Source organism: Geodermatophilus marinus (assembly GCF_003428645.1).
Classification (GTDB): Bacteria; Actinomycetota; Actinomycetes; order Mycobacteriales; family Geodermatophilaceae; genus Geodermatophilus.
The window spans coordinates 1-26,322 of record NZ_QVQH01000008.1 but is presented as its reverse complement, the minus strand read 5'-3'; the positions used below and the strand labels follow the sequence as shown (position 1 = coordinate 26,322).

22 protein-coding genes and 2 pseudogenes are annotated in these 26,322 nt (G+C 71.0%); 15 read left to right on the top strand and 9 right to left on the bottom strand.

From position 1 onward, the window contains the following. The first annotated feature begins 28 nt into the window (after window positions 1–28). The 4 genes from D0Z06_RS10910 to D0Z06_RS10895 are packed head-to-tail and all read left to right on the top strand — an operon-like array spanning window position 29 to window position 3,356. Window positions 29–814 (top strand): 3'(2'),5'-bisphosphate nucleotidase CysQ, encoded by a 786-nt coding sequence (locus tag D0Z06_RS10910; RefSeq protein WP_233517596.1) that lies wholly within the window; start codon window positions 29–31, stop codon window positions 812–814. Further along, entirely contained in the window at window positions 811–1,725 is a 915-nt protein-coding gene (gene cysD, locus D0Z06_RS10905; protein ID WP_117377413.1) for a sulfate adenylyltransferase subunit CysD, read from the top strand. Before D0Z06_RS10910 ends, cysD begins: the two co-directional genes overlap by 4 nt. Beyond that, window positions 1,725–2,966 (top strand): sulfate adenylyltransferase subunit 1, encoded by a 1,242-nt coding sequence (locus tag D0Z06_RS10900; RefSeq protein ID WP_117377412.1) that lies wholly within the window; start codon window positions 1,725–1,727, stop codon window positions 2,964–2,966. Before cysD ends, D0Z06_RS10900 begins: the two co-directional genes overlap by 1 nt. 9 nt (window positions 2,967–2,975) lie before the next feature. Continuing rightward, window positions 2,976–3,356: a hypothetical protein gene (locus D0Z06_RS10895; RefSeq protein ID WP_117377411.1), complete on the top strand. Its 381-nt coding sequence runs from the start codon at window positions 2,976–2,978 to the stop codon at window positions 3,354–3,356. A gap of 6 nt (window positions 3,357–3,362) precedes the next feature. Here the strand turns inward: D0Z06_RS10895 and D0Z06_RS10890 are convergent, their stop codons facing one another. Next, window positions 3,363–4,331, bottom strand: coding sequence for a sulfite exporter TauE/SafE family protein (locus tag D0Z06_RS10890; RefSeq protein WP_117377410.1), 969 nt, complete (start codon window positions 4,329–4,331; stop codon window positions 3,363–3,365). Between the two features lie 394 nt (window positions 4,332–4,725). Here D0Z06_RS10890 and D0Z06_RS10885 point away from each other — a divergent pair, with 394 nt between their 5' ends. The 4 genes from D0Z06_RS10885 (at window position 4,726) to D0Z06_RS10870 (ending at window position 8,442) form a co-directional block, all read left to right on the top strand. Then, window positions 4,726–5,397: a sensor histidine kinase gene (locus D0Z06_RS10885; RefSeq protein ID WP_158579945.1), complete on the top strand. Its 672-nt coding sequence runs from the start codon at window positions 4,726–4,728 to the stop codon at window positions 5,395–5,397. A 12-nt stretch (window positions 5,398–5,409) separates the two neighbouring features. Further along, entirely contained in the window at window positions 5,410–6,039 is a 630-nt protein-coding gene (locus D0Z06_RS10880) for a response regulator transcription factor (protein ID WP_117377408.1), read from the top strand. A gap of 71 nt (window positions 6,040–6,110) precedes the next feature. Beyond that, entirely contained in the window at window positions 6,111–6,752 is a 642-nt protein-coding gene (locus D0Z06_RS10875) for a response regulator transcription factor (protein ID WP_158579944.1), read from the top strand. Window positions 6,753–7,155: 403 nt separating this feature from the next. Continuing rightward, window positions 7,156–8,442, top strand: coding sequence for a sugar transferase (locus tag D0Z06_RS10870; RefSeq protein ID WP_158579943.1), 1,287 nt, complete (start codon window positions 7,156–7,158; stop codon window positions 8,440–8,442). Between the two features lie 43 nt (window positions 8,443–8,485). Here D0Z06_RS10870 and D0Z06_RS10865 read toward each other — a convergent pair whose 3' ends face one another. Both D0Z06_RS10865 and D0Z06_RS10860 read right to left on the bottom strand, forming a co-directional pair. Then, the gene (locus D0Z06_RS10865; RefSeq protein WP_147332017.1) at window positions 8,486–10,096 is read right to left on the bottom strand and encodes a hypothetical protein; all 1,611 of its coding nucleotides are present in this window, start codon (window positions 10,094–10,096) and stop codon (window positions 8,486–8,488) included. A 35-nt stretch (window positions 10,097–10,131) separates the two neighbouring features. After that, entirely contained in the window at window positions 10,132–11,325 is a 1,194-nt protein-coding gene (locus D0Z06_RS10860; RefSeq protein WP_117377404.1) for a YveK family protein, read from the bottom strand. Window positions 11,326–11,454: 129 nt separating this feature from the next. On the opposite strand from D0Z06_RS10860, the gene D0Z06_RS10855 reads away from it, so the two are divergent. Together D0Z06_RS10855 and D0Z06_RS10850 are read left to right on the top strand one after the other, a co-directional pair. Continuing rightward, window positions 11,455–12,543, top strand: a complete 1,089-nt coding sequence (locus D0Z06_RS10855) for a glycosyltransferase family 4 protein (RefSeq protein WP_158579942.1) — start codon at window positions 11,455–11,457, stop codon at window positions 12,541–12,543. Then, the gene (locus D0Z06_RS10850; protein WP_117377402.1) at window positions 12,540–13,319 is read left to right on the top strand and encodes a polysaccharide deacetylase family protein; all 780 of its coding nucleotides are present in this window, start codon (window positions 12,540–12,542) and stop codon (window positions 13,317–13,319) included. The genes D0Z06_RS10855 and D0Z06_RS10850 overlap by 4 nt, the downstream gene beginning before the upstream one ends. Window positions 13,320–13,358: 39 nt before the next feature. Here D0Z06_RS10850 and D0Z06_RS10845 read toward each other — a convergent pair whose 3' ends face one another. After that, a complete protein-coding gene (locus D0Z06_RS10845) occupies window positions 13,359–14,327 on the bottom strand; it encodes a sulfotransferase (protein WP_158579941.1) in 969 nt (322 codons plus the stop codon). Window positions 14,328–14,401: 74 nt separating this feature from the next. Between D0Z06_RS10845 and D0Z06_RS10840 the strand changes: the two genes are divergently transcribed. Together D0Z06_RS10840 and D0Z06_RS10835 are read left to right on the top strand one after the other, a co-directional pair. Beyond that, window positions 14,402–15,688 carry an O-antigen ligase family protein gene (locus tag D0Z06_RS10840; RefSeq protein WP_117377400.1) on the top strand — a complete coding sequence of 429 codons (1,287 nt, stop codon included), beginning with the start codon at window positions 14,402–14,404 and terminating at the stop codon, window positions 15,686–15,688. A gap of 22 nt (window positions 15,689–15,710) precedes the next feature. Beyond that, window positions 15,711–16,793: a sulfotransferase family protein gene (locus D0Z06_RS10835; RefSeq protein ID WP_117377399.1), complete on the top strand. Its 1,083-nt coding sequence runs from the start codon at window positions 15,711–15,713 to the stop codon at window positions 16,791–16,793. A gap of 66 nt (window positions 16,794–16,859) precedes the next feature. On the opposite strand, the gene D0Z06_RS10830 is transcribed toward D0Z06_RS10835, so the two are convergent. The 4 genes from D0Z06_RS10830 to D0Z06_RS10815 all read right to left on the bottom strand — a co-directional run bounded on the left by D0Z06_RS10830 (window position 16,860) and on the right by D0Z06_RS10815 (window position 21,987). Further along, window positions 16,860–18,020 carry a hypothetical protein gene (locus tag D0Z06_RS10830; RefSeq protein WP_147332016.1) on the bottom strand — a complete coding sequence of 387 codons (1,161 nt, stop codon included), beginning with the start codon at window positions 18,018–18,020 and terminating at the stop codon, window positions 16,860–16,862. Window positions 18,021–18,170: 150 nt separating this feature from the next. Beyond that, complete coding sequence (locus D0Z06_RS10825; protein ID WP_117377397.1) at window positions 18,171–19,328, bottom strand: hypothetical protein; 1,158 nt, start codon at window positions 19,326–19,328, stop codon at window positions 18,171–18,173. Next, entirely contained in the window at window positions 19,325–20,293 is a 969-nt protein-coding gene (locus D0Z06_RS10820) for a glycosyltransferase (protein ID WP_158579940.1), read from the bottom strand. The genes D0Z06_RS10825 and D0Z06_RS10820 overlap by 4 nt, the downstream gene beginning before the upstream one ends. An 83-nt stretch (window positions 20,294–20,376) precedes the next feature. Beyond that, complete coding sequence (locus tag D0Z06_RS10815; protein ID WP_158579939.1) at window positions 20,377–21,987, bottom strand: oligosaccharide flippase family protein; 1,611 nt, start codon at window positions 21,985–21,987, stop codon at window positions 20,377–20,379. A gap of 461 nt (window positions 21,988–22,448) precedes the next feature. On the opposite strand from D0Z06_RS10815, the pseudogene D0Z06_RS10810 reads away from it, so the two are divergent. The 3 genes and pseudogenes from D0Z06_RS10810 to D0Z06_RS10800 form a co-directional block, all read left to right on the top strand. Continuing rightward, window positions 22,449–23,225: pseudogene (locus tag D0Z06_RS10810) on the top strand (IS256 family transposase); the annotation flags it as partial. Between the two features lie 49 nt (window positions 23,226–23,274). Further along, window positions 23,275–25,377 carry an ISAzo13 family transposase gene (locus D0Z06_RS10805; RefSeq protein WP_117377394.1) on the top strand — a complete coding sequence of 701 codons (2,103 nt, stop codon included), beginning with the start codon at window positions 23,275–23,277 and terminating at the stop codon, window positions 25,375–25,377. Then, window positions 25,343–25,888: pseudogene (locus D0Z06_RS10800) on the top strand (transposase); the annotation flags it as partial. The gene D0Z06_RS10805 and the pseudogene D0Z06_RS10800, both read left to right, overlap by 35 nt. Window positions 25,889–25,903: 15 nt before the next feature. On the opposite strand, the gene D0Z06_RS27115 reads toward D0Z06_RS10800, so the two are convergent. Next, on the bottom strand, window positions 25,904–26,068 hold the full coding sequence (locus tag D0Z06_RS27115; protein WP_370453309.1) for a transposase domain-containing protein: 165 nt from the start codon (window positions 26,066–26,068) through the stop codon (window positions 25,904–25,906). Window positions 26,069–26,322 lie beyond the last annotated feature (254 nt).

Genomic DNA, 26,322 nt, shown 5'->3' with positions numbered 1-26,322 from the left:
TGGCAGCCGCCCACGGATGGGAGAACGCGTGGAGTCGATCCGGACCGGTCCCGACCACGAGCGGGCGGCCGAGCTGGCCACGGCGGCGGGGGAGCTGCTGCTCCGCGTGCGCGGGCGCGAGTTCGGCGACCCGGGCGCGCGCAAGGCCGCCGGGGACGCCGAGTCGCACGAGTTCCTCCTCGACCGGCTCCGGACCCTCCAGCCCGGCGACGCCGTCCTCTCCGAGGAGGGCGCGGACGACGCGGCGCGGCTGACCGCCGAGCGGGTGTGGATCGTCGACCCGCTCGACGGCACCCGCGAGTTCTCCGAGCTCGACCGGGCCGACTGGGCGGTGCACGTGGCGCTCTGGGAGCGCGGCGACCTGGCGGCCGGCGCCGTCGCGCTGCCGGCCGAGGGCCTGACGCTCGGCACCGGACGGCCGCCGGCCCTGCCCCCGCGCGCCGGCGGGCCGCTGCGCCTGGCGGTCAGCCGCACCCGGCCGCCGGCGCTCGTGGCCGACCTCGCCGCGGCCCTCGGCGCGGAGCTGGTGCCGATGGGGTCCGCCGGGGTCAAGGCCACCGCCGTCCTCCGCGGCCAGGTCGACGCCTACGTGCACGGCGGCGGCCAGTACGAGTGGGACTCCGCCGCCCCCGTCGCCGTCGCCCGGGCCGCCGGCGCGCACGCCAGCCGGCTCGACGGCTCGCCTCTGGCCTACAACCGGCCCGACCCGTGGCTGCCCGACCTGCTGGTCTGCCGGCCGGAGCTGGCCGCCGACCTCATCGACGCCCTGGCCGGGCTGGTGCCGGCCGACCGGAACGGGGGAGGACGCCCATGACCACGGCCGTCTACGAGCTCGGCCACCTCGACGCGCTGGAGGCCGAGTCGGTCCACGTCTTCCGGGAGGTGGCGGCGGAGTTCGAGCGGCCGGTGCTGCTCTTCTCCGGCGGCAAGGACTCCATCGTCATGCTGCACCTGGCCGAGAAGGCGTTCTGGCCGGCGCGCATCCCCTTCCCGGTCATGCACGTCGACACCGGGCACAACTTCCCCGAGGTGCTGGAGTACCGCGACCGGCGGGTCGCCGAGATGGGCGTCCAGCTCGTCATCGCCTCGGTGCAGGAGTCGATCGACAGCGGCCGGGTGCGCGAGCAGCGGGGCCCGCGGGCCAGCCGCAACCCGCTGCAGACGGTCACCCTGCTCGACGCCATCGAGAAGTACGGCTTCGACGCCGCCTTCGGCGGGGCCCGCCGCGACGAGGAGAAGGCCCGCGCCAAGGAGCGGGTCTTCTCCTTCCGCGACGAGTTCGGCCAGTGGGACCCGAAGAACCAGCGGCCGGAGCTGTGGTCGCTGTACAACGGCCGGCACGCCCGCGGCGAGCACATCCGGGTGTTCCCGCTCTCCAACTGGACCGAGCTGGACATCTGGCAGTACATCGGCCGCGAGCGCATCCCGCTGCCCTCCATCTACTTCGCGCACCGGCGCACGCTGGTGGCCCGCGACGGCATGCTGCTCTGGCCGTGCGCGCACCTCCCGCTGCTCGACGGCGAGCAGACCCTCGAGGCCACGGTGCGCTACCGCACCGTGGGCGACGTGACCTGCACCGGGGCGGTGGAGTCCACGGCGAGCACCGTCGAGGACATCGTCGCCGAGGTCGCGGCCACCCGGCTCACCGAGCGGGGCGCCACCCGCGCCGACGACCGCGCCAGCGAGGCCGCCATGGAGGACCGCAAGCGGGAGGGCTACTTCTGATGGAGATGCTGCGGTTCGCCACCGCGGGGTCGGTGGACGACGGCAAGTCCACCCTGATCGGCCGGCTGCTCTACGACACCAAGTCGATCTTCACCGACCAGCTCGAGGCCGTGGAGCGCACCAGCGCCCAGCGCGGCGACGAGTACACCAACCTGGCGCTGCTCACCGACGGGCTGCGGGCCGAGCGCGAGCAGGGCATCACCATCGACGTCGCCTACCGGTACTTCGCCACCCCGCGGCGCAAGTTCATCGTGGCCGACACCCCCGGGCACATCCAGTACACGCGGAACATGGTCACCGGCGCCTCGACGGCCAACGCGGCGCTGATCCTGGTCGACGCGCGCAAGGGCCTGCTCGAGCAGAGCCGCCGGCACGCCTTCCTGGCCTCCCTGCTGCGGGTCCCGCACCTGGTGCTCTGCGTCAACAAGATGGACCTGGTCGACTACGACCAGGGCGTCTTCGACGCCATCGCCGCCGAGTTCCGCAACTTCGCCTCCAAGCTCGACATCGGCGACCTCACGGTCATCCCCATGTCGGCGCTGGCCGGGGACAACGTGGTCAGCCGCTCGGTCAACATGCCCTGGTACGAGGGGACCTCGCTCCTGCACCACCTGGAGGAGCTGCACATCGCCTCCGACCGCAACCTCATCGACGTGCGGTTCCCCGTGCAGTACGTCATCCGCCCCTACTCCGGCTCGCACCTGGACTATCGCGGCTACGCCGGCCAGGTGGCCGGCGGGGTCCTCAAGCCGGGGGACGACGTCGTCGTCCTGCCCTCGGGGCTGCCCTCGCGCATCCACTCGATCGAGACCAAGGACGGGCCGGTCGCCGAGGCGTTCCCGCCCATGTCGGTCACCGTCCGGCTCGAGGACGAGATCGACATCTCCCGGGGCGACATGATCTGCCGGCCGCACAACCAACCCTCGGTGTCCCAGGACGTCGAGGCGATGGTCTGCTGGATGCACGACGACCCGATGCGCCCCGGCGGCAAGTACGCGATCAAGCACACCACCCGGTCGGCCCGGGCGCTGGTGAAGGAGCTCCGCTACCGGCTCGACGTGAACACGCTGCACCGCGACGAGGAGGCGGCGACCCTCGGGCTCAACGAGATCGGCCGGCTGCGGCTGCGGGTCACCGCGCCGCTGTTCACCGACCCGTACCGGGTCAACCGGACCACCGGCAGCTTCATCCTCGTCGACGAGGCGACCAACGCCACCGTCGGCGCCGGCATGATCCTCTAGGCGGCCGCCGTGCCCGCCCACGTGCCGGTCGTGTGGTCCGCGGAGACCGGGCACGTCCGGCACGCCTGGGCGCCGGGCCTGGTCGTCGAGGAGCCGGGGACCGCTCCGGTCCACCTGCTGCTGGTCGTGCAGTGGCTGGACAGCGTGAGCTTCCACCTGTCGTGGCCGTGGCTGCACGGCGACGTCCACGCGAGCCTGCGGCAGGCCTACCAGCTGACCGACGCCGCCGGGCACGGCTGCCCGCTGGTCGACTCCCGGGTGATGCCTCTGGCCGGGCGGATGAACGAGGTCACGTACTTCGACACCCGGGCCGTGGAGGGGGCGCAGACCCTCGCCCTGCGGCTGCGCTCCCGGCTGGCCACCCCGGTCGAGGTCCCCGTCCAGGGCTGACCGGCTTCAGCTCCGGGACGGTGCGACCTCCCCGTCCACCCGGCGGGCGCGCCGGCGTTGTTGCCAGACGAACGCGGGTTCGCCGTGCCGCACCTTGAGCCAGGCCCAGCCGCCGACGCCGCCGACGACCGCCGCGCCCGCGATCGTGAGCACGACGGGGGTCGGAGCGCCGAGCAGCTTCGCGCCCGAGGCGAGCAGGATGACGGTGAGCGCGCGGCGGACGAGGCTCCCGGGCGAACGTGACGACACCCGTGCGCCCACCCATACGCCCGGGATCGCCCCGACGAGGATGCTGCCGGTCAGCCCCAGCGTGAAGTCCCCGAAGAGCAGGTGCCCCACCGACGCCGAGGCGACCAGGGGCACCGCCTGGACCAGGTCGGTGCCCACGAGCTGGCGGGCCTTGATGGCCGGGTACAGCAGGAGGAGGCACACGATCATCAGCGAGCCGGCTCCCACGGAGGTCATCCCGACGACGAGGCCGCCGAGGATCCCGACGAGGACGGTCGCCGGCCGGCGGACGGGGATGGTCTGCAGTCGCGGTCGCACCGCCCCGGTGGTCGGGTCGAGCCGGGCGCGCTCGCGCTCGCGCAGCCTCAGGTAGGCCTTGGCCACCATCGCCAGGGAGGCGAGCACCAGCACGGCCCCGAGGGCGAACAGCAGGACCTCCTGCAGTGCGTCGCCGTCCTCGATCAGCCGCAGCAGCAGGACGCCGGTGAAGGCGGCCGGAATGGAGCCCAAGCACAACCAGCCCACGAGGCGCAGGTGCACGGTCCCCTGGCGCAGGTGCACCAGCCCACCGATGGGTTTCATGAAGAAGCTGGCCACCACGTCGCTGGAGACGGCGGCCAGCGGTGAGACGCCGAAGAAGAAGACCAGGATGGGTGTCATGAGGGCGCCGCCACCCATGCCGGTCAGGCCCACGACGAGGCCCACGAGGAGACCGGCCGCGGCGATCCCCGGATCCCACCAGTCCATGAGGCCTCCGTGCCGTGAACCCTGTGGCGGGGCCGTCGTCCGGACCGGGTGCCAGCCGGACGCCGGTCATCGCCGGAGCGGCCGACGATAGAGCCTGCACGCCGTTCCGGTGGCATGTTCGCGAGCGGCCAGCCGCTCTTCCCGGGAGCAAGGTGACGCGTATCGGCCATTCGATGACCCAATGCAGTGGTGGGGCCGTCGGTGCGCGACCGAGGATGACTGCACCTGTGCGCAACGTGATGACCGGGGATGTTTGTTGGCGAAGGTCGCTCCTCGCTGCCGCTACACCTGTCCCACCTGCGCATTGTCTTCTAGCGTCCGCCACTGTTCGGTTCTTCGGACGCCTACCGGCAGCCCCTGCGGCACGGGGGCTGTCCTGAGCCAAGGGGGGGAGATGGCAGTCGGGATGCGGCGGCCGGCGGACCACGTCGTCCACGAGCTCCTGCAGGATCGTCTCCAGGTCGTCCTCCACGAGGTGCGCCAGCCACTCGCTGCCGTCCTGGCTCTCGTCGAGGCCGCGCGCAGCGTCGACGGGGTGCCCGCCGAGGTGCTCGTTCACCTGGACCGCATCGTCGAGCAGGTCCTCGAGGTGCCCGAGGCAGCCAGGAGTGTCCTCCGCGCCGGGGTGCACGACACCGTGCCCGGGGACCCGTGCACCGACGTGGAGGAGGTGCTGGACTCGGCGCTGGCGGCCTCACGGCTGACATGGGCGGGGACGTTCATGCGCCGGGGGGGTGCGGCCGGTCTCGTCCTGGGGAGCCGGGCGGTGATCCGGCGCTGCATGCTCAACGTGCTGGACAACGCAGTCCGTGCTACCGGCCCCCACGGGCGGGTCGTCGTCACCGTGGCGTCCGAACGCGCGGCGATCGACGTGGCGGTGGAGGACGACGGCCCGGGGTTCGGCGGAATCCCGGCTGGCTCCGGTATCGGGCTGGCCGTGACCCGGACGGTGCTGGAGAGCCTGGGCGGCGCTCTCCTCCTGCATCAACCCGTTGCGACCGGAGCGGGGGCGCGGGTCGTGCTGCGCCTGCCCCGCGCCTCCGGCTACCCGGCCAGGGCCGGCTGAGGAAGGCCCACGGTGCGACTCGTCGTCTGTGATGACCACCGGATGTTCGCCGAGCCGTTCGCGATGGTCCTGACCGCACGCGGGCACGACGTCGTCGTGGTCAGCTCCCCCGCGGAGGTCGTGACGGCGGACGAGGGGCACCACGCCGACCTCGTGGTGGTGGATCGGCGCTTCCCGGACGGTGACGGTCTCGAGGCGGTCGCCCGGCTGCACGCGCGGCGCCCTTCCCGACCCGTGGTCGTCCTGTCCGGATCATCGGAGGACGGTGACCGGTTCGTCGCTCTCGAGGCGGGGGCTGCCGCCTTCCTCGACAAGGTGCAACCGATGGCCAGCATCCTCCGGGCGTTGGAGGCCTGTCACGCCGGCCGGGTGGTCCGCGGGGGCACGCCGGCGGCTCTCGCGCGGCCCGCCGACCAGCACGCTGATCTCCGGGCCGGGGTGCAGCGGCTCACCCCCCGGGAGCGCGAGGTGCTCCGGCGGCTCGTCGATGCCGAGGGCACGACGAACATCGCGGCGGCGCTCGGGGTCTCCCGCAGCACTGCTCGGACCCACCTGCAGAACGTGCTGTTGAAGCTCGGTGCGCGGACGCGCCTGCAAGCGGTGACTGCCGTGGTCGCGGCCGGACTCGACGGCGAGCTGTAACCACCCGGATGGCAGCGGACCACCACCACCCGGGCCGGAGGCCGGCCCGGTCGCACCGTCAAGCTCCCCCCGTGCTCCGGGTCCTGCTCGGCGACCACCAGTTGTCCCTCGTCGAGGCGCTGGCCGAAGCGATCGCCGCGGAGTCCGACCTCGAAGTGGTCGGCACCGCAGCGCGGGCGGACGACGTGCTGCGCGTGGTCGGTTCCCGTCCGGTGGACGTGGCCGTGCTGGGCTCGGACACCGGCCCCGCCGACCTGGCGTCCTTGGGTGCCGCCCTCCGGGAGGTCCGTCCGGGACTCGCGCTGATCGCCCTGGCTGATCACGAGGACATCGTCGCCCTGGTTCGTGCCGTGCGCGCCGGCTTCCGGGGCTGGGTCCACAAGGAGGCTGGGGTGCAGGAGCTCGTGGATGTCGTACGCGCCGTCCCCCGTGGCGAGACGCGGATCCCCCCGGTGGAGCTGACACGGGTGCTGGACCACCTGCTGGAGGCCGGCGCTGCAGCCACCCGGTCGGGCCCTCTGGACGAGCTGACCTCCAGGGAGCTCGAGGTGTTGCGTGCACTGTCCGGCGGCGTCACGCGCCAAGAGGTCGCCGATGAGCTCGACATCTCCGTGAACACCGTGCGGACGCACATGCGGCGGATCCTCGCGAAGCTGGGGGTTCACACGTCCCTGGAGGCCGTCGTCATCGCCCGCCGCGCCGGGTTCCGGTAGGCGGGACCTTCGACTCGGGCGTAGACGGGGGTCACCCTCGTGACGGATCCGCGACCGGGAAGCGCCGTCTAGCGTCCCGTGAACAGCAGGTGACGGGCGCGTAGCTCGGGGGTAGACGCATGGGACTCGTCATGACCGTGGCCCGGTGTTGCAGGCGAGAAGCGTCGTCGAGCACCGCATCACCGGCCGGGTGCCTCGCGACCCGCTGTCGTCCGGGTCTCGTGGCCGGCTCATGACCCTGGAACTGGGGCGGGACCCCACCGGGCTCGCACGTGTCCGCGGCCAGCATCGCCGCCATGAGCTGGCACGTCAGGAGCGCACCGGTGCTACCGCCGCGCTGCGACCACGGCGTCGCCGGGCCCGCCGCCGCCGGTCGGGGTTCGTCGCGGCCCTCCTCCTCTCCGTGGACCTGACCGCCTTCGTCGGGGCAGTGCTGGTCACCGGTACCGCGAACTGGAAGACGCTGGTCACCCTGGCGCTGGCCCTACCGCTCTTCCACGTCGCCGACCTGTACCGCTCCCGGTTGTCGCTGTCGGTTCTCGACGACGCCCCGGCCGTCATCGGCCGGTCGCTGGCGGCTGGGGCGGGCGCCATGGTGCTCGCCGGGCTCGGGGACGGCACCGCAGGCACCGCCCGGCTGGGGACCGCCGCGGTCTTCGGCGTCCTGTGCCTCGGAGGGCGCTCGGTCGCCTACGCCGTCATCCGGCGCCTCCGGTCACGGGGCCGGCTGCGTCAGCGGACGCTCGTCCTGGGTGCCGGGACCGTGGCAGGGACGTTGGCCGGGAACCTACTGGCTCACCCGGAGTACGGCCTCGTACCGGTCGGGATGCTGGACGACGACCCGCTCCTCTCCCCCGAGGAGTGCCCCGTCCCGGTCCTGGGGGGGTACAACGGGCTCAACGAGGTGCTCGTCGCCGAGGGCATCGACGTGGTCATCGTGACGTACGGGCGGATGCGGGAGCCCTCGGTCGTGAGCCTGCTCCGTGCCTGCGACCGGCTGGCCTGCGAGATCTACTTCGTCCCCCGGCTCTACGAGCTGCACGCCGTCACGAAGGACACCGAGGTGCTCTGGGGGATCCCGATGGTCCGCCTGCGCCGGGCGCCCTTCCGGACGAGCACGTGGGCGGCCAAGCGCGTGGGGGACGCGGCCCTCGCGGCGCTGGCGTTGTTCTTCCTCTTCCCGGTCCTGGCCGTCTGCGCCGCACTGAGCCGGTGGGGAACAGGTGCCGTGCTCTTCCGTCAGATACGCATCGGGATCGATGGTCAGGCGTTCACCCTGCTGAAGTTCTCCTCCATGCGCCCGGCGTCCGAGAGCGAGGCGTCGACGCAGTGGAACATCGCCGAGGACCAGCGGCTCGGTCGCATCGGCAAGTTCCTCCGCCGCACGTCCCTCGACGAGTTGCCGCAGCTCTGGAACGTCGTCCGCGGCGACATGAGCCTCGTGGGTCCCCGCCCTGAGCGGCCGTTCTTCGTCGACGAGTTCATCCGGCAGTTCCCCTGGTACACCTCGCGCCACCGGGTCCCCGTCGGGCTGACCGGATGGGCTCAGGTGCACGGCCTGCGCGGCGACACCTCGATCGCCGACCGGGCCCGCTTCGACAACTTCTACATCGAGAACTGGTCGATGTGGGGGGACATCAAGATTCTGCTGCGGACCGTGGGCCAGGTCGTGAGGGCGGCCGGTCGGTGACCTGGCCGGCATCGGCCCGCGCCTAGCCAGCCCCCCGCTCCTGTCATCGGCGCCGTCCGGCGGAACGGAAGGCGAGCAGGCCGGCGATGGCCGCGAGCGGCAGGAGTGCCCACCCGGCAAGGTCCTGCGTCGACGTCCCGGAGTCAGGTTCGGGCATCTCGACGACGATGCGGACGGCCTCGGATCTGTTGCCCGCGACATCCAGGGCGACCACGGCGTATTCGACGGCCGTCTCGCCGTCGCGGCCGGAACTGCTGATGAGCTGGTCCCGGAAGCTGGTCGAGCGGACGGTGGCGATCTCCGTCCCGTCACGCTGCAGGACGTAGGCCTGTGCCGGGGTACCGTCGCGCGCCGGAGCCCACCGGTCCGCCTCCGTCACCTCGGCCCAGGACAGGACGACTGTGTCTGGGGACACGGCCCTCCCCTGGAAGGCGTGCGGCGCTTCGGGCGGAGTGCGATCGGTTTCATCGTCCGTGGGTGGGGTCGGTGACATGATCGGCGCCTCCGCATGGCGGTACCTCCCATTCGCGGCGTCACTGGCCAGGATGACTAGTCCCGTGCGGGCGTTGACCGGGTGTTTGGCGCCCGTGGGGTCGAGAAGGCGCCCCTCGCCGAGTACGAACGGCTCCCCCAAGCCGGGCTCGAAGCGCAGGTCGTCGAGCGAGGCCCGCTTGGTGACGATCTGCCCCTCCCACGCGGCGAACAGGTGGAGGGTCCGGGTCGTCTCGTCCACCTGGAGGATCGGGTTGTTCAAGGCGTCGCCGATCGTGCTGATCGGCGACGCCGACCACTGACCGTCCGGGCTCCGGACCAGCAGCTCCAGGAGCAGCGCATCCGAAGGCTCACCCTCGTCGTTCCGCGACGTCTTCACCGCCGCGACCACCAGGTCAGATGGCTCACCCTGCACAGCCGCAACGCTGATGTGGTTGTCTGCCTGCGCCGGCCCGGTAAGGGCTTGCTCGTACGACCACAGACCGGGGGCGTCACCATCCTGGTGCCAGGCGAACTCAAAGGACCCGGTCGACTGGTCCGACCAGAGCACACCGACCCGGTCGTCGAACACCACGACGGCCGCCGACTCCGCCGTGCTGGGGTCGTGTTTGACGGCGAGTGGGAAGTTCTCCCCCCACCATTGCCCGCCGCTGTCGCTGTACGTGACCACCACCCGACCGAAGTCGGCGTAGCTGACCCACAGCCGTCCCGTGCTGTCCCTGATGAGCGAGGCGGTCGCTGCCCCCCCGCGGGTGGTGACCAACCGGGCCGGTGCTGCCCGGTAATCCCGGGTCGCGGGGTCGAACGCCAACCGGGTGTAGTACAGGACACCGTCGCTGCGGCGCGACACCGTGTGCACGGTGTCGCCCTCGAGAAGGGCGTCACCGGCATCCCCCGCATCAGGGTTCACCACCGCGGAGGTGGGTCGCCACGAGTGGTCCGGCATCAGCTCGAACACCCGGACGGTGCGTCCCGTGGGTTCGAGGAGCATCGCCCACCAGGCGCCGGCGTGGAACCAGAGGGCGCTCCGGGTCTCCGGGCTGGTGGGCGCCGAGGACACGGACGTGTCATAGGCCGGCCCCGCGTACGTCCGTACTGTGGTCGAGTCCGCCACCGCAGGGGCCAGGACCCCGACCGTCGACAGCACCGAAGCCAGCACCACGGCAGCGAGTGAGACGATGCGGCGGGATGTCCGCCTCACGTCCGCTCCGGCTCGGAGCGGTCGCCGGCCGGGCCGATGGCTGTGGGCGCCTGGCCAGAGCTCTCCCACGAACGGTGCGTCACAGCTCGCTCGAGCCGCGATGGGACGTCGACCAGGACGACTCCGAGGAGTCCGGCGTCCCTGTAATCGGCGGAGAGTGCGCGGAGGCTCCTCCTGGGCTCTCCCAGCCGTGCCACGGCTACCACTGGTGCGCCGATCGTGGCCGGGTCGAGGGTGACGAGGGGATAGCCGCCGTCCACCAGGAGGAGCCCATCGGCCGTCTCGGAATCTCGTGAGGACGTACGTGCGATCTCCTCGCCGAACCGGTGCTGTCGGATCGCCTCGTTGACCTCGCGCGGAGCGTGCGTCCTCACGGGGCGGAGTCCGGCGAGAGCCACGGACACCATCACGAACAGGCGTTGGCGGACCGCGTCGCACGAGGGTGCGCTCACCAGCAGCAGCCGCCCGGAGGGGACAGATGCCAATCGCCGGGTCACCGTGACGAGACCCGAGATGCCGAGGGGCCCCGGGTACTCGTCCCGTGAGATCGGCGGCAACCGTACGGTTCCCAGCAATGGGACGCCGGCGGCCTGCTGAACGTCGGACGCGGTGACCACCGGACGACGCGCACCCGCGATCAGTGCGATCATCCCAAATCCCAGGGTCACGCCCGCCACCGCGCCGACGGCCGTCCACGCCAGCTGGGGGATCCCGTCCAAGGGCTCGGTGGAGACGACGGCCTCGGCGCCCACCGAGAACTCGCCGACGCCTGCGCCGTTGCGGTTGAGTTCACCAACCAGCGCGGCGGCAGCCAGGTCGGCCAGCCGCGCCGCGACGACCGGGTCGGGGTCCCGAGCCTGGACCGTCACAACGATCGAGTCCTCCGGAGCCACCACGGACACCCGCGCGGGGATGAGGTCGTCGGCCTCTCCTTCGGCGGTCGCCTCGGCGGCCAGGGCTTCCTCCACCGCTCCTGCGGCGAACACGGCCTCCGCGAGGCGGGGAAGGACTCGTTCGTTCACGGCGAGATCCCGGGCGACGACCAGGCTGCTGGCTTGGTACATGGGGGTCGAGGGCGTGATGAAGAGCGGCAGGGCGGCGCACGCCAAGGTGCAGGCGGCCAGGAGCCACCCGTACGTCCGCAGGGTCCAGGTGAGCTTGCTGGCCTGTGGCCGCAGATCAGCGCTCAATCGAACCGTCCCTCGTTCGCAACCAGTGGCGCCGGCTGCGTCACGATAGCGACTGCGGACTGGTCCGGACCGGTATCGTGCGCCCCTTGCTGACCCAGTAGGCGCGGGTCATGAGCGATGGAGCGGCCAATGAGCAGGGTGTTGCTGGTCGGCAAGGGTGCGCCGGACCGCGGCGGCATCCCGACGTTCCTCGAGACGTTGATCGACAGCTCCCTCGCCGAGGAGCACGAGGTGCGCTTTCTCAACGTGGCCCATTCGTCTACGCCGCAGGCGACCCGTCCCACCATGGCCAACGTCGGTCGAACCCTTCGTGATGCGGTGGCTGTCTGGCGGGCCGCGCGAGGGCGGGACATCGTGCACATCCACTCCGCGCTGGCTGCCACCGTCACCGTGATGCGCGCGTCCTTGCTGGCCGTGGCCGCTCGCGCGCGCGGCTGCGCCGTCGTCATCCACGCACACGGGGGCAACATCCAGGACTGGCTCACCACGTCCCGGCGCCGGACGCTCCTGCGGCTCGCGATGACGCCGGCGCATCGGGTGATCGCGGTGTGGACCGCCGGTCGTGCGGCGTTGAGCGCCGTGCTGCCGGCCGAACAGGTGGGGCTCATCGAGAACGGCGTGCCGGTGGACCTTTACGACAGCGCCAGGAGCGTTCCGACGCACGAGCCACCACGCCTGCTCTACGTAGGGCTGCTCACTCCCCGCAAGGGCGTGCTCGACCTGTTGGCGGCGTCCCGGATGCTGCGCCAGCGGGGTGTCGTCCACGAGTTGTGGCTGCTCGGCGGTACTCCTGATGAGGGCCCTGCCGCCGAGGCCGAGGTCCGCGCGCAGCTCGACGGGAACGTGCGATTGCTCGGGACGCGCCCGCCGGAGGAGATGCCGGCCGCCTTCGCTGCCGCCGACGTCTTCTGCCTGCCCTCATGGTGGGAGGCGATGCCATTGTCCGTGCTTGAGGCGATGGCCGCCGGTCTGCCCGTGGTGGCATCCGACGTGGGCGACGTCGGACGCGCGGTCGCCCACGGGATGACAGGCTACGTCATCCCGCCCCGGGCCCCGGAGCGGCTGGCCTCTGCGCTGGAACCGCTGCTGACCGACCCGGAGCTGCGGAGGCGGATGGGTGCCGCCGGACGTGCGCGGGTCGAGGAGTCGTTCTCGGCAGCCGGCACCGTCCGTGCGGTCTCCGACCTCTACCGAGAGCTGCGCGCGCGGGCGTCATGACCATCTTCTGCTACCACTCCGTCGAACCGCTCTGGGAATCCCCCATGGCGGTCGAGCCCGGGGCGTTCGCGCAGCAGGCCGGATGGCTGCGCAGGACCCGGCGCGTGCTCCCCCTGCGCGATGCGTTGCCACGGCTCGATACGAGCGGGCGGTTGCCCCGGGGGGAGGCCGTGCTGACCTTCGACGACGGGTTCACCTCCCTGCACAGCCACGTCCTGCCGGTTCTCACCCGGGAGGCGCTCCCGGCCACGGTGTTCCTGGTGGCGCAGACCCTCACCCCGGCCGGCCAGCCGGTGGACTGGGTGGACGATCCGGGGCCGGAACCGCTCGACACGCTGTCCCTCGACCAGGTGCTCGAGATGCAGGACGCGGGGGTGGACTTCGAGTCGCACAGCTGGGCTCACCATGACCTCACCCGGCTCACGGAGGCCGAGTGCGTCCGAGACCTCCGGGAGAGTCGGGAACTGCTGTCCGACCTGCTCGGACGCGCCGTCACGTTGCTCGCCTATCCGCGCGGCCTGCACGACGATAAGGTCCGCCGCGCAGCCCGGACGGCCGGCTACACGCATGCGTTCACGCTTCCGGAGCGAGCCGAGCAGGTCGACGAGCATGCCATCCCACGGGTGGGGATCTACCGCGGGAACGGGCAGGTCGCCGTCCGGGTCAAGGGCGCCCGGTCGTACCTCCCGCTGCGCACCTCGCCCTGGCTCGCCTGCGCTGCCGGGCACCTGCGTCGCACCGGAGGGACAGGACCGGATGCCGCCGCTGAGGGCTGAGCGAGATCCGTGCTCAGTCGCCGCCTCGGCAGACCCCTGTCAGGCCCTGGCGCCGACGACCGATCGAGTGTCCAGCGAGTAGCCGTAGCGCAGGAGGAGCGGCCAGCTCAGCGCGCGAACGGCGAGCTGCTGACGATGGGGCATCCGGCGACGCCACTCGTCGTCGGCCCTGACCTGAACCGGTCCGACCCGGAATCGGTTCGGGTTACCGGCCACGGTGTGGTTGACGTCCAGGACGACGGTGTCCTCGTCGACGAAGGGCGGAGGGACGTCCTCGCCGAGGAAACTTAGGATGCGGGCGACGGTCGCGCGAGGAGCTGCTGCGAAGTCCTCGTAGCGCACGAACATCCAGCGACCGCCAGGCATGCGCTGGTGCAGGGCCTCAGCGCCGAGGCAGTTCTCCGACCACCGGACCATGCTCGGCAAGAAGCCGCGGGTGGCCATGGTTCGGGCGCCGTCCGCAGCATGCGTCGTCTTGTCCCGCCGTTGCCACGAGTGGATCACCGCAGCCGGGTCGCGCACCATGTGGAGGACGTAGTGCTCCACCTCGTCGAGCCCGGCGATCACCGCTGCATCCTGCGCGCGCTTGGAGCTGTCGACGACGACACGGGCGCCGGTCACCTCGGCGATGGCCGAGATGAGTCCCTCGGAGACCTGGCGCACCTGTTCCAGAGCGGGCCACTGCGACGACCCCGCGGTCGCCTCGCGGATGACACGCAACCGGTGCCGGCGCCAGGCCAACTCCTCCAGCGCCCCACCGATCTCGGCGGCGAGGTCGGTCGCGACCCGGCCCGCGGAGACCTTCTCGATCACCCGGGACCACAACGGGCATGCCTGCAGGCTCGGGGCTCCGCATCCGCATGCACGCCCCTCGAGCAACCCGCGCCGCCACAACCACCGGAGCTCGCCGACGTTGAGGAAGCCCTCCGTCTGGCCGAGCACGCTGGTCAGGATGGTGGTGCCGCTGCGGCCCGGGCCGACGATCGACAACACCTTGGTCCGGCTCACGCCGCGAAAGCTACCGGCCCCGGAGGCGTCGATGTGTGGAAGCATCCCTCAGGCCAGGGAGGAGGGCGTCGCGCGTGACGGTGGTGCAGCTCGTCGCGGTGGCTCTGGCGCCGCTTCTCGTGGTCTACGTCGTCGCCTGCTTCCGCGACCCTCTGCGATACGCGCTCCCGCCCTACGCCGTATTGCTGCCGTTCAGTTCCCTCGTGTCGATCGGCCCCGGGCCCTTCGGCTCCGTCTCGTCACTGCAGGGGCTCCTGCTGGGGAGCGCGTTGGTGGCCCAGCTGGCCACCAGCCGACGGAGCGCCCCACGGATAGCGCTGTCCGTGCCGGTCTGGCTTGCCTTCGTCGCCCTCTGCGGCTTCTCCGTCTATTGGAGCGTCGCACCCCTGCTGACGGTGCAGAACGTCCTCGTCCTGGCCAGCCTGGTGCTCCTCTTCGTCGCACTGGCGCTGACCCGGTTCGACCCCTTGACGCTGCGTCGCTTCGAGAACTCGATCGTGCTGGGTGGCGGCCTCGTCGTCTGCTACGGCCTGGCCCAGCTCCTCTTCCTGGGTGGTCTGCCCGCGCCCGACGGTCGGGGCGCCCGGTTCGGCAACGACCTGCTGGGCGCCAACCTGCAGGCCGCCTTCCTGCTCTTCCCGATCGCGATCGTGGCGGCTCGGGCGTTGACGGGACCGCCCCGGGCCAGGGTGGCCAACGTGCTCGTGATGCTGCTCCTGCTGTTCGGGCTGCTGATGACCGGGTCACGCGGCGGGCTGCTGTCGCTCGTCGTCGTTCTCGGTGTCATCACGCTGTTGGCGTCGGCGCGACTCGCCACCAAGAACGCACTGGCGGCAATTGCGGTGGTCCTGCTGGTGGGCGTCCTGGTCCTGAACCCAGCCGGGATCGGTCAGCGGCAACTACAGGGCACCGACTCATCCGGGCGGGCCGACATCTGGACGGTGGGGTGGCAGGCCTGCCTCGACCACTGCGCCACCGGGGCCGGGTGGGGCTCCTTCCCCCGCGTGTACGCCGATCAGCTCTCCTCCGTCCCGGAGGCCAGAGTTCTGCACCGTGGCACCACGTGGGAGGCGCACAACATCTTCCTGCTCGCCGTCGTGGAGGTCGGTGTCGCCGGGGTGCTGTTGGTCCTGCTCGGCTTGGGGCTGGCGCTGCGTAGTGCTGTGCGGTTGCCGCCATCCCTGCGCGCGCCACCTTTGGCGACCCTGCTCGGGACGGTGCTGTCGTCCTTCTTCCTCTCCTCCCTCAACTTCAAGTTCTTCTGGATCGTCCTCGCCTACGTCGCTGTCTCGGAAACAGTCGCCATCACCGCACGTGAACACACTGTGATCGACGCTCCGCGACCGGCGAGCGTCCTGTGACAGAGGGCAGGAGGCTCGGTTGATGGTGCAGGGTCCGATCTTCGTCGTCGGCACGATGCGTTCCGGGAGCACGCTCTTCCGCTTGATCCTGGATGCCCACCCGCGCATCTCCATCAGCGAGGAGACGGGTTTCATGGGAGCGCTGACGGCCACCAAGAACATCCCGAACTGGCAGCACGGTCACGGCTGGTACCAGCGGATCGGTTGGACGGAACAAGAGTTCGACGAGCGCCTCCGCGACTTCTACTCCGCGTTGTTCGAGCGCCATGCACGGAGCGAGGGCAAGCGCCGGTGGGGCGAGAAGACGCCGTTCCACTCGCGGCACATCGCACAGATGGCCGGCGTCTTCCCGGATGCCGTCTTCGTGGGCATCGTGCGGCACCCGGGCGCTGTCGTCCACTCGCTCACCCGCAAGTTCCACTACGACACCCAGGACGCCGCCGCCTACTGGGACAGCACGAACAGGGAAATCCTCCGGCAGGGCGTCGACCTCGGCGACGACCGCTTCGCCCTCTTGCGCTACGAGGACCTGGTCGGATATCCGGAGGAGACGCTGCGTGAGCTCGTCGACTGGTTGGGTGAGCCCTGGTCGGACGACCTGCTGCAGCACGGCCGAGTACAGGCCGCCCGCGGCACCCCCCGGCTCTCAGCAGGTAGTACCCGGACGCGGGACCCGATCCAGACCGACCTGGCAGATCGCTGGGCCGAGGGACTCACCGCGACGGACACCAGTGCACTGGCCGAGCTCACGGGTGAACTGGCCGGCTTCCTGGGCTACGACCCCCTCCGCCCCGGTGCGCCGGGTTCCCTGGCGCCTCCGAGGGGAGACCGGTACCGATTGCTCACGGGTGCGGCGCTGGCCAGCCGGGTCGCCGAGCCGGGCGCCGTGACGCTCGACGCCCCGACCGAGGCAGTGATCATGCCGGAGATGAGCGCCGCGGAACTCGCCAAGCGCTTGCAGGCGGCCGAGGCAGCATTGGCGAGAATCCGGTCGAGCCGCGCCGTGCGGTGGCGGGATGCAGCCCGGCGGCACCAGCGCCGGGTGTCAGGGCTTCCTCGTGAGCTGGTTGGAGTCGCCGGTCGTGTCATGCGTCACCGCCCGTGAGACGCGACTCGCCGCGGTTCAATCCTCGTTCGCGGGTCCGGTGAGCGCCGTGAGACAGGACCGGGGTCAGCTGTCAGCGGTCATGCCCTCCATCGCGTCCCCAGCTGCCTGAGGGCGTGCGCGGACGCGGCGGCCTGGACGGACCAGAAGCAACCGGACCTCCGCACTTCCGCCCAGGTGCTCGGCGACCGCAGCCCGCAGCGCGGCGGTGCCGATGCCTTCCGGGACGACCAGCACCGTCGCCGTCTCGAGCGGTGGCTGGAGGAGCGCGGGCGGATCGCTGATGTCGAGCACCGTGGGGTGGGGCCGGGAACTGACTCCGTGTCCGTTCGAGGCGTGGGTCGACCGCTCCACACCGTGCTGGTGGGCGGCGTGGGCGGTGGTCAGCTGCGCAGCGTTGACATCCCCGGCCTCGCGAACCCGGGTCAGGACCTCCGTCACCGCCGAGGTCATCCGGAGGCGGATCTGCTCGTCCTCGGGCCGGCTGGCGACGACCACGGTCGGCGCCGGGAGGGCGAGCAGGCGGCGGCACGCGGGTATGAGGCCGGCGAACACCTCCGGGAGGTGGCGCCCCCGCCGCCCCCGCGAGACGGTCACGACACCCAGTGCGGGGACTCCCGTCACCTCTTCCGCGTCGATTCCGTCGAGGACAGGTTGCCGCGCAACCAGCAGCACGGCCACCGCCGCGAGGCCGAGCAGCAGTCCGGCCCCGATGCCCACGGGGATGGCCAGCACGGTTCCCAGGCCCGTCGACGGGGCGACCGGCGGCTCAGCGGGGCTCTGCACGGCGAACGTTCCCACCCCGACGCCGGCAGCGTTGAGCGATTCGACGAAGGCGTTCGCGGCCACATTGGCCAGGTCCGCCGCGGTCCCCGGGTCGGTGTCGTGCCCGACGACCGTGAAGACGATGGAATCCTGCACGGCCACCATCGAAACCCTGTCCGGGACGATGTCCTGGAAGGCGCCGAGGTCGCCGAACTGCGCCGCGACGGCCTGAGCCACCTGGCCGTTGTCGAACACGGCCTGCCCGTATCGCGGAAGGGCGGCGAGGTCGATGTCCAGTCTCTGTGCGATGACCAGGGCTTCGGCGTCGACCGTTGAAGGCCGCTGGACGGTGGCGACCGGGGCTACCACGGCGCCGAGGAGCAGGATGGCGAGGAAGAGCAGCCGATAGCGCCGGAGGCCCCAACGCAGCACGCCGATCGCGTCGGTACCGGCTGGTCTCATCGGAGTCTCCCAGTCCTCGTCGCCGAGTCGCTCGGACCGCGCGCACACGGCTGAGGCAGCCAATCACGCCCCGGGGCGCGAGCACCACAACGTGCGCCGCGCCGGTGTCAGGTCAGCCGGCCGACCACGAGGCGACGGGTCTCCGACGACCTACCGGGTACTGCGCAGCAAGGACTCCACTGGGTCGACCAACGAGCGCAGGTCTACGGGATAGGGATGACGGAGCGCGTGTGCCGGCCGATCGCCCAGGTAGTCGTCCAGCAGGCCGCCTTCCACAGCGGGGGCGTCCTCCACCACGGTCGCCCGACGGTGGGGGAAGAGGAACCGGAACTGGCGGTACACCTGCAGAAATGGGGTCCGCTCCTCTGCGAGAGAGGCACGCATGCGCGCGGCGATCTCTGCCCCGGACACCGGCTCGATCGTGACCTCGTTGCCGTCGTGGCTGGCGACGAGCAGGAGGTGGTCGAGTTGTCCGTGCAACGCGACGGCTTCCGCGCCGAACAATTGCGCCGGGGGGACCTGCACGTTCGCCTGTCGGCGCACCACCGGTGCGGCGCGGCGGAGGACCGACGAAGGGACCCCGTGCAGGCGGTCGGCCATCGCGGTCGCGGACGAGGCGATGGAGGGCATCGCGCGTAGTCGCGCCCGGCTCGCTCGGGAGAGCGCGGCGCGAACTCCAGGCAGTTGGGCCACCTGCCAGTACCACAGTCGGATCGGCTCCGGGACGCCGTGGAGTCCCCCGTCCGGCGTCAAGTAGACCCATTCGTCGCCGATGTAGTGAGCGCCCCGTGCGGCGAACGCGAGCAGTGTCTCGGTCTTCCCGCCCTTCGACCAGCCCGTCGCCAGGACTCCCTCCCCGCGGTAGGTGAACGCTGACGCGTGGAGGGGCAGTACGCCCTTGGTCAGCGCGGTGAGGTTGATGATGGCGAGGAGGTGAGGAACGGGGCCGACCCTGCGTTCGCAGACGATGTCGCACCGGTCGCCGATGGCGTCTATGGGGAACGAGGTGCGCGCGGCCACGCCGTCCGCCCCCCGCAGCAGGAGGAACTCATCCCCTGCCGCCGCCGCATCCGGCCAACCGGCGTAGGTCATCCGCGGTGGACCGGGGAGTTGGTCGACGAACCGGACGGTGATGTCGGGTTCCCTCGCCAGGGGTGCGACCAGAGGTCCGATCTGGCTGGTGATCGTCTCCACGTCGCGTGCTCGCGGATCGAGTATGCGGATGCCGACGATGCCGTGGAGGTCGAAGTCGACGTGCGTCCGGGCGGCAAGGTCCTGAGCTGGCGCGGTCGACCTCTCAGGGCTCACCGCGTCACTCCGCGGCGGACGAGCTCCAGCGTGCGCGACCAGACGCCGAGCCCCCAGCCCACGTGCATGGCGAGGAAGGCCGCCGGCACAAGTCCCCGTGCTCGGGCGTCGTCGAGGCCGCGGGCGCTCCGGACCGACGCGATGGCCAGCGCCGCGGCGTAGGGAGCCAGCATCGCGCCGGCCACTCGTGGCCTGATCGGGACGGCTCCCGCAGCAGCGGCCAGGTACGGCACGAGCAGCGGTGGCAGCAGGTGCCGCAGACGCAGCGAGTGCGGGTGGAGTCGCGCGACGTCCACCTTGCCCCGACCGTACCGTCGGTACTGCTGGAAGAGCTCGCGCAGCGACTGCTTGCTCTGCCACGTGATCCTGAGCCGCGGATCGAACAGGAGCCGTCCCCCGCGACTTCGGAGCCGGTGGTCGAACTCGAAGTCCTCGTTCGCAACCAAACTCTCGTCCCAGCCGCCCAGTGAGCGGACGAGTTCGGTCGGGTAGGCGCCGAACGGGATGTGGTCGACTTCCTGCTCCGCCACGCCATGGTGGTAGACCGAACCGCCGACCCCGAACCTGCTGCCTAGCGCAGCGGCGATGGCGCGCCCGGCGAATGTCGAGCCGGTGCCGTCCTTCCGCCCGCCCACTCCGCCCCACCGTTCTTCACGCAGCCTGGCCACAGCGGTGCCCACGTACTCGGGGCCGACCGTGGAGTGGGCATCCATGCGGACGAGCCACCGACCCCTGGCGGCCGCAAGTGCCAGGTTGAGCGCTGTAGGGATGGTCTGCCTGGGGTTGTGCACGAGCTCGATCCGCTCGTCCTCGGCCATGTGCTGCTGGACCACCGCGACCGTGCTGTCGGCGGAACCACCATCCACGACGACGATCTGGAGGTTGCGGTAGGCCTGCCGGCGCAAGGCCTCGAGCGTGGCGCCGATCGAGCGTTCCTCATCACGGGCGGGAACGATGACGCTCACCAGTTCGTCGTCCCCTGCCCGAAGGTCGGTACCGACCGATGGACTCCTCGTTGGCAGCATCACCGGAGCACCTCTCTCCTGGGTCATCGGACGAGTCGCCCGAAAACGGGTACCCGCAGCAGCTCGGGGAACGTGTCACCCAGTTCCAAGGCTCTACGGCTGATCAGCAGAACTGCGATCGAAGCGAGCGTCGCCGCCGCCACTCCGACGGCCAATCCGGGGTCAACAGTGACCTGGAACACCCAGAGCCCGGACGCGGCGACCAGTATCGCCAGGTAGCAGCGCAGCGAACGGCGGTCGATGAAGGTCGTCTTGATGGCACCTCTGAGGGCCCACTGGTTGAGCAGGTTGTGTGCCACCAGTGCGCTGAGGTTCGCGATCGCTATCCCCAGCGCGCCGTGCCGCTGCACGAGCAGCAGGGCGACCGTCACGTTGAGCACTGCCGCGAAGACGTTGACGCCCACCAGGAAGCGGAGGCGCTCGCAGACCTGCAGCGTGTAGGCGTTGAACCCGAGCACGACACTGACGTAGTACCCGACGGACAGCAGGGCCAGAACTAGGGCGGACTCGGAGTACCGCACTCCGAACAGGGCGACGGTCAGTTCTGGTGCCAGAGGACCGGTCAGCGCGAACAGTGGGAACGTGCACACCGCGACGACGGTTGCCGTGTGCCAGTAGGACCGGCGGAGCCCATCGATGTCCGCGCGGGCGAAGAGCCGTGCAGCAAGTGGCAGGAACAGCGGGACGAATGCCTGCTGGACGGCGTTGTTCAGGCGCGACGGGTTGAAGACGGCGCGGTAGCTCGCCACCTCCGCGGCCGAGTGGTAGAAGCCGAGGATCAAGACCCCACCGACGGTGAGGGACAACAGGAACAGTTCTCCGGTGATGAGCGGGACGGAGAAGGAGAAGACGGCCCGGAACGGTAGGACGATACGGCGGATCCGCAGGTGCTGCAGCAACCCGCGCTGCCGGAGCACCTGGACTGCCACGACGACGTACACGAGCAGACCGATGACTCCTGCAGCCAGGTACCCGAGCGCCAGGAAGCTGACCGACGAGCCGGTGACGGCCAAAGCGATCACGACCGCGAGTCGGAGGCCAGGTGTGAACAGGTACTTGCGGACGAAGATCGCCCGAGGCTTGCTGAAGACCGCGAAGAGCGCGACGAAAACTTGGTCGAGGGCCTCCAGCGGAGCCAGGAAGACCAAGATGAGGACGACCTCCACCGTTGCGGGGTCTTCCACAGCCGTCCCGATGAGCTCGTCGGACAGCATGAAGAGCGTCGCGATGGCGACGCTGCTGGTGACCAGGATGGTGACGACAGCGAGCACCAAGGAGCCGAACATCCGCTCGTAGTCCCGCTGCTCGTCGTACTTGGCCATGAATCGGCTGAGCAACCGTCCCTGCCCCAGGGAGAGCAGGACCTGCCCGCTCCCGGCAATGGCTAGGGCGTAGGCGAACGCTCCGTAGTCACTCATCGTCAAGGAGCGCACGATCACGATCTGCGTTGCCGTGGTCAACAGGATCGTCAGTGCTCGCCCCAGGGCCAGCAGAGCGGATCCGCGGACCTGTTTCCGCCGCATCGTCGTGGTGCCGGCGGTGTCGGGGGACCGGCCTGCATCGCTCTCTGCGACTGTCGCCCCCTCGGCCAGCCGCACGAGTTCTTCCGGTCGCGGAGGCGGATCGGCCGCCACCCCGGGGGTCCGTGTGGCGGATGGCGGATCCTCGATCGGACGCGACCCCGGCGTCATTCGGCTACAGCTCCGCGCCAGTGAGGATCCTGCCTGGTCGGCAGCACCTGGTGGGCGTCGGATCTCTGCTCACGCCGCCGCCCCTCCGTCGCGCACTCCACTGATCTCGCCTCGGAGGCCGAGACGTTAGCGGTTCTCGCGCGTGTTGTGAGGGTGCCGTTTCACCGCCGACGAGGCTCGTCCTGCTGGGCAGGCACAGCCCCCCGACCAGGCGCAGCTGGTGGGTCAGCGACCGCAGCACGCTGCGGTAACCCGGCGGACCGGCGGCATCGGCGCCGCTGAACAGGAGTGGCGTCCGCCAAGGTGGTGTACGACGGCCCCACCCGGGGTGAGGCCCGGACGTAGAGGCGGCCACCGCGTGATCTTCTGGAAAACCTCTCACAGCACTCCAGGAGAAGAACGCGATGACCGCACCGAGCAGTATCGACCCTGCCCGCTTCCTGCACGAGCAGCTGGCCCAGGCCAGCCCTGATCTGCTGCGCCAGATGCTGACCACGTTCATCAACACCCTCATGTCCGCCGAGGCCGATGCGGTCTGCGGCGCCGGCTATGGCGAGCGCTCGGCCGAGCGGACCAACAGCCGCAACGGCTACCGGTCCCGGGAGTTCGACACCCGCGCCGGCACCCTGGAGGTGGCGATTCCCAAGCTGCGGGCCGGGTCCTACTTCCCGGACTGGCTGCTCGAGCGCCGGCGGCGGGCGGAGCGGGCGCTGACCACCGTGGTCGCGACCTGCTATCTGCTGGGCGTCTCCACGCGGCGGATGGAGAAGCTCGTCGAGAGTCCCGGCATCACCCGGCTGAGCAAGTCCCAGGTGTCGGAGATGGCGAAAGATCTCGACGAGCAGGTCGAGGCGTTCCGGCACCGGCCGCTGGATGCCGGGCCGTACACGTTCGTCGCCGCCGATGCCCTGGTGCTCAAGGTCCGCGAGGGCGGCCGGGTGGTCAACGTGCACGCCCTGGTCGCCACCGGCGTGAACGCCGACGGGCACCGGGAGATCCTCGGCCTGCAGGTCACCAGTGCCGAGGACGGCGCCGGCTGGCTGGCGTTCTTCCGCGACCTGACCGCCCGCGGGCTGACCGGCGTGCAGCTGGTCACCTCCGACGCGCACCGCGGGCTGGTCGAGGCCATCGGGGCCACCCTGCCCGGGGCGGCCTGGCAGCGCTGCCGGACGCATTGGGCCTGTCAGGAATCAAGCTGTTCTTTCCCGATTTCGGAGCCGACGATCTGCTATGCGCGTCGACGACGAGGTCCGCGGCCAGCTCGCCATCAGGTTCCAAGTGCTGTTGCCGCATCTGAACGAGCGCCAGCAACGGATGGCGCTGGCCTGCGAGGCCCGACTGCTGGGGCACGGGGGCGTGGCCGCGGTTGCGGAGGCGGCCCGAGTCAGCCCGACCACTGTGCGCCGCGGCGTGACCGAGCTGGACTCCGGCGAGGAGCCACTGCCGGCCGGCCGCTCCCGGCGGACCGGCGGCGGACGTAAGCCGGTCACCGCGCGCGATCCCGAGATGACGGCGGCCCTGCTGGAGCTGGTCGAGCCGAACGCACGGGGCGATCCGATGTCGCCGCTGCGCTGGACGACGAAGTCGCTGCGGCATCTGGCCACCGAGCTGACCGCACGGGGACATCCGGTCTCCGCGCCGACGGTGGGCCGCCTGCTCCGAGACAGCGGCTTCAGTCTGCAGGGCACGGCCAAGACGCTGGAGGGCAAGCAGCATCCCGACCGCGACGAGCAGTTCGCCTACATCAACGAGCAGGTCAAGGAGCACCAGGCCGCCGGGGCGCCGGTGATCAGCGTCGATGCGAAGAAGAAGGAGCAGCTCGGGCAGCTGCCCGCGGCCGGTCGGGAGTGGCGACCGAAGGGCGATCCGGTCGCGGTCGAGGACCACAGCTTCTTCAGCATGGGCCCCGACGTGCCGCTGGCCATTCCCTTCGGCGTCTACGACCTGGGCACCGACGCCGGCTGGGTCAACGTCGGCGTCGACCACGACACCTCGGCGTTCGCGGTCGCCTCGATCCGCCGCTGGTGGACCGCCCGCGGAGCACTCGACCATCCGGGCGCAGACCGGCTGCTGATCACCGCCGATGCGGGCGGCTCCAACAGCTACCGCTACCGGCTCTGGAAGGCGGAGCTGGCCGCGCTGGCCGCCGACACCGGCCTCAGGATCACGGTCTGCCACTTCCCGCCGGGCACCTCGAAGTGGAACAAGATCGAGCACCGGCTGTTCTCGCAGATCACCATGAACTGGCGGGGCCGGCCGCTGACCACCCACGAGGTCGTCGTCGCCACGATCGCGGCGACCCGCACCCGGACCGGGCTGCACGTGGAGGCTGAGCTCGACACCGGCCGCTATCCGCTCGGCATCGCCGTTCCCGCCGGCGAGCTGCGCCGCCTGCCGATCACCGCCCATGCCCGGCACGGCGCCTGGAACTACACCATCGCCCCGAGCCGGGCCGCCGAGCCTGGACCGGTGCGCGCCGAGGACCGCGCTCGCGCCCGCGCGCAGGCATTGGCCGTGCTCGCCGACGAACGGCTGACCGGCATGACGCGCGACGAGCTGGCCCAGCTTGTGACGCTGCTGGCACCGGCGCAGGCCGCCCAGGCAGCCCAACGCCGCTTCGAGCAGCGCGGCGGGCCGCGGCGCCGCGCGGCCGGCGCGGGCAGCACCGGACTGCTCACCGACGCCGACCGGGTGCTGGTCACCGTCGTCTATCAACGCCAGCTCTGCTCGATGAACGTGCTCTCGGACCTGCTGGGGGTCAACGCGAACTCCATCGGCCAGGCCATCGCCGACACCCGCCAGCTGCTGGCCGAGCACGGCCGACCGATCTCCGCGAGCACGCTTCGCTTCGCCACCGCCGAAGCGCTGCTCGCCTTCACCTCAAGCAGCGGCCCGGACCCGACCCGACCACGGCTGGCCGACCGCCTCGCCGACTCGGCCCTGACCGGCATCACGCGCGCCGAGCTCGCCGCGCTGACCGAGCGGATCGTGCCCGTGCTGGCCGCCCGTGCCGAGCGCCACCGCCATCGACAACGCGGCGGCGAACGGTTGCCCGGAGCCCGTGGCGGCATCTTCATGCAGAAGATCACCGACCCCGAGCGGGTGCTGGCCACCGTGCTCTACCGGCGCGGACTGGGCACCCACGACACCCTCGCGGAGCTCTTCGAGGTCAGCCGCCGCACCATCGGCGGCGTGCTGCGCGAGGTCGGCCCGCTCCTGGACCAGCACGGCCACGTTGCCCCGCCGGCTCCCGCCCGCTTCGCCAGCGCGGCCGAGATCCTCGCCTCGTTGCCGGCCGGCAGCGGCCACTCCCGGGACACGCCGACAAGTTGATTCTTTACAGGCCCATTACGCGGCGAACCTGATGGCGGTCTGCCCGAAGAACGCCTGGACCTGGGTGCGGGCGCTGCTGCACTCGGTCTACGAGCAGCCCGACGCGGCCAGCGTGCACGCCCAGTTCGACCACGTCCTGGCCGCGCTGACCGACAAGCTGCCGCGGGTGGCCGAGCACCTGGAGGCCGCCCGCGCCGACGTGCTGGCCTTCACCGCGTTCCCGAAGGAGGTCTGGCGGCAGCTCTGGAGCAACAACCCCAACGAGCGGCTCAACCGCGAGATCCGCCGGCGCACCGACGTGGTCGGCATCTTCCCCGACCGCGACGCCCTGATCCGGCTGGTCGGCGCGGTGCTCGCCGAGCAGCACGACGAATGGACCGAAGGCCGCCGCTACCTCGGCCTCGACGTCCTTGCCCGCTGCCGCCTGCACCCCGTGCCCACCGAACCAGCGAGCTCGGCCACCGGCTCCGAGGAGGTGACCGCCCCGACCATTCCGGCGCTCAGCGCCTGACCCAACCAGCACAGATCACGCGGTGTCACCGACTTCGATACACCACGTCAGCGGACTTGACCTGAACAGGCACAGCCCGAGCACGAAGTACACCACCGCGCGGGCCGGCAACAGCCGGCACCGCCGCTGCAGGCGACCGGCGTCGTGAACCGTCCTGGATCTGACGGACGCTGGATTCAGCCTCGATCCACCGTCGATCTTGGTGGACCCGGCCGGCTCGTGACCTGATTGTGGTTGTCTGATCTGGGCGTGGGTGGGCCGCCGGTCTGTCCGGCTCTTCCACGGTCGGTCTCCGATCGGGCCCGGTGGGCGGTGGTCGGCTCAGGCCGCTGCCGGAGGTCCGCAGGTGGTGGAGAACAGCTGGGACCAGGCGGTCTGCCACGGCCAGTCGCGGGGCAGGTGCAGCCGCAGCCGGCGGGCGGAGCGGGCGATCC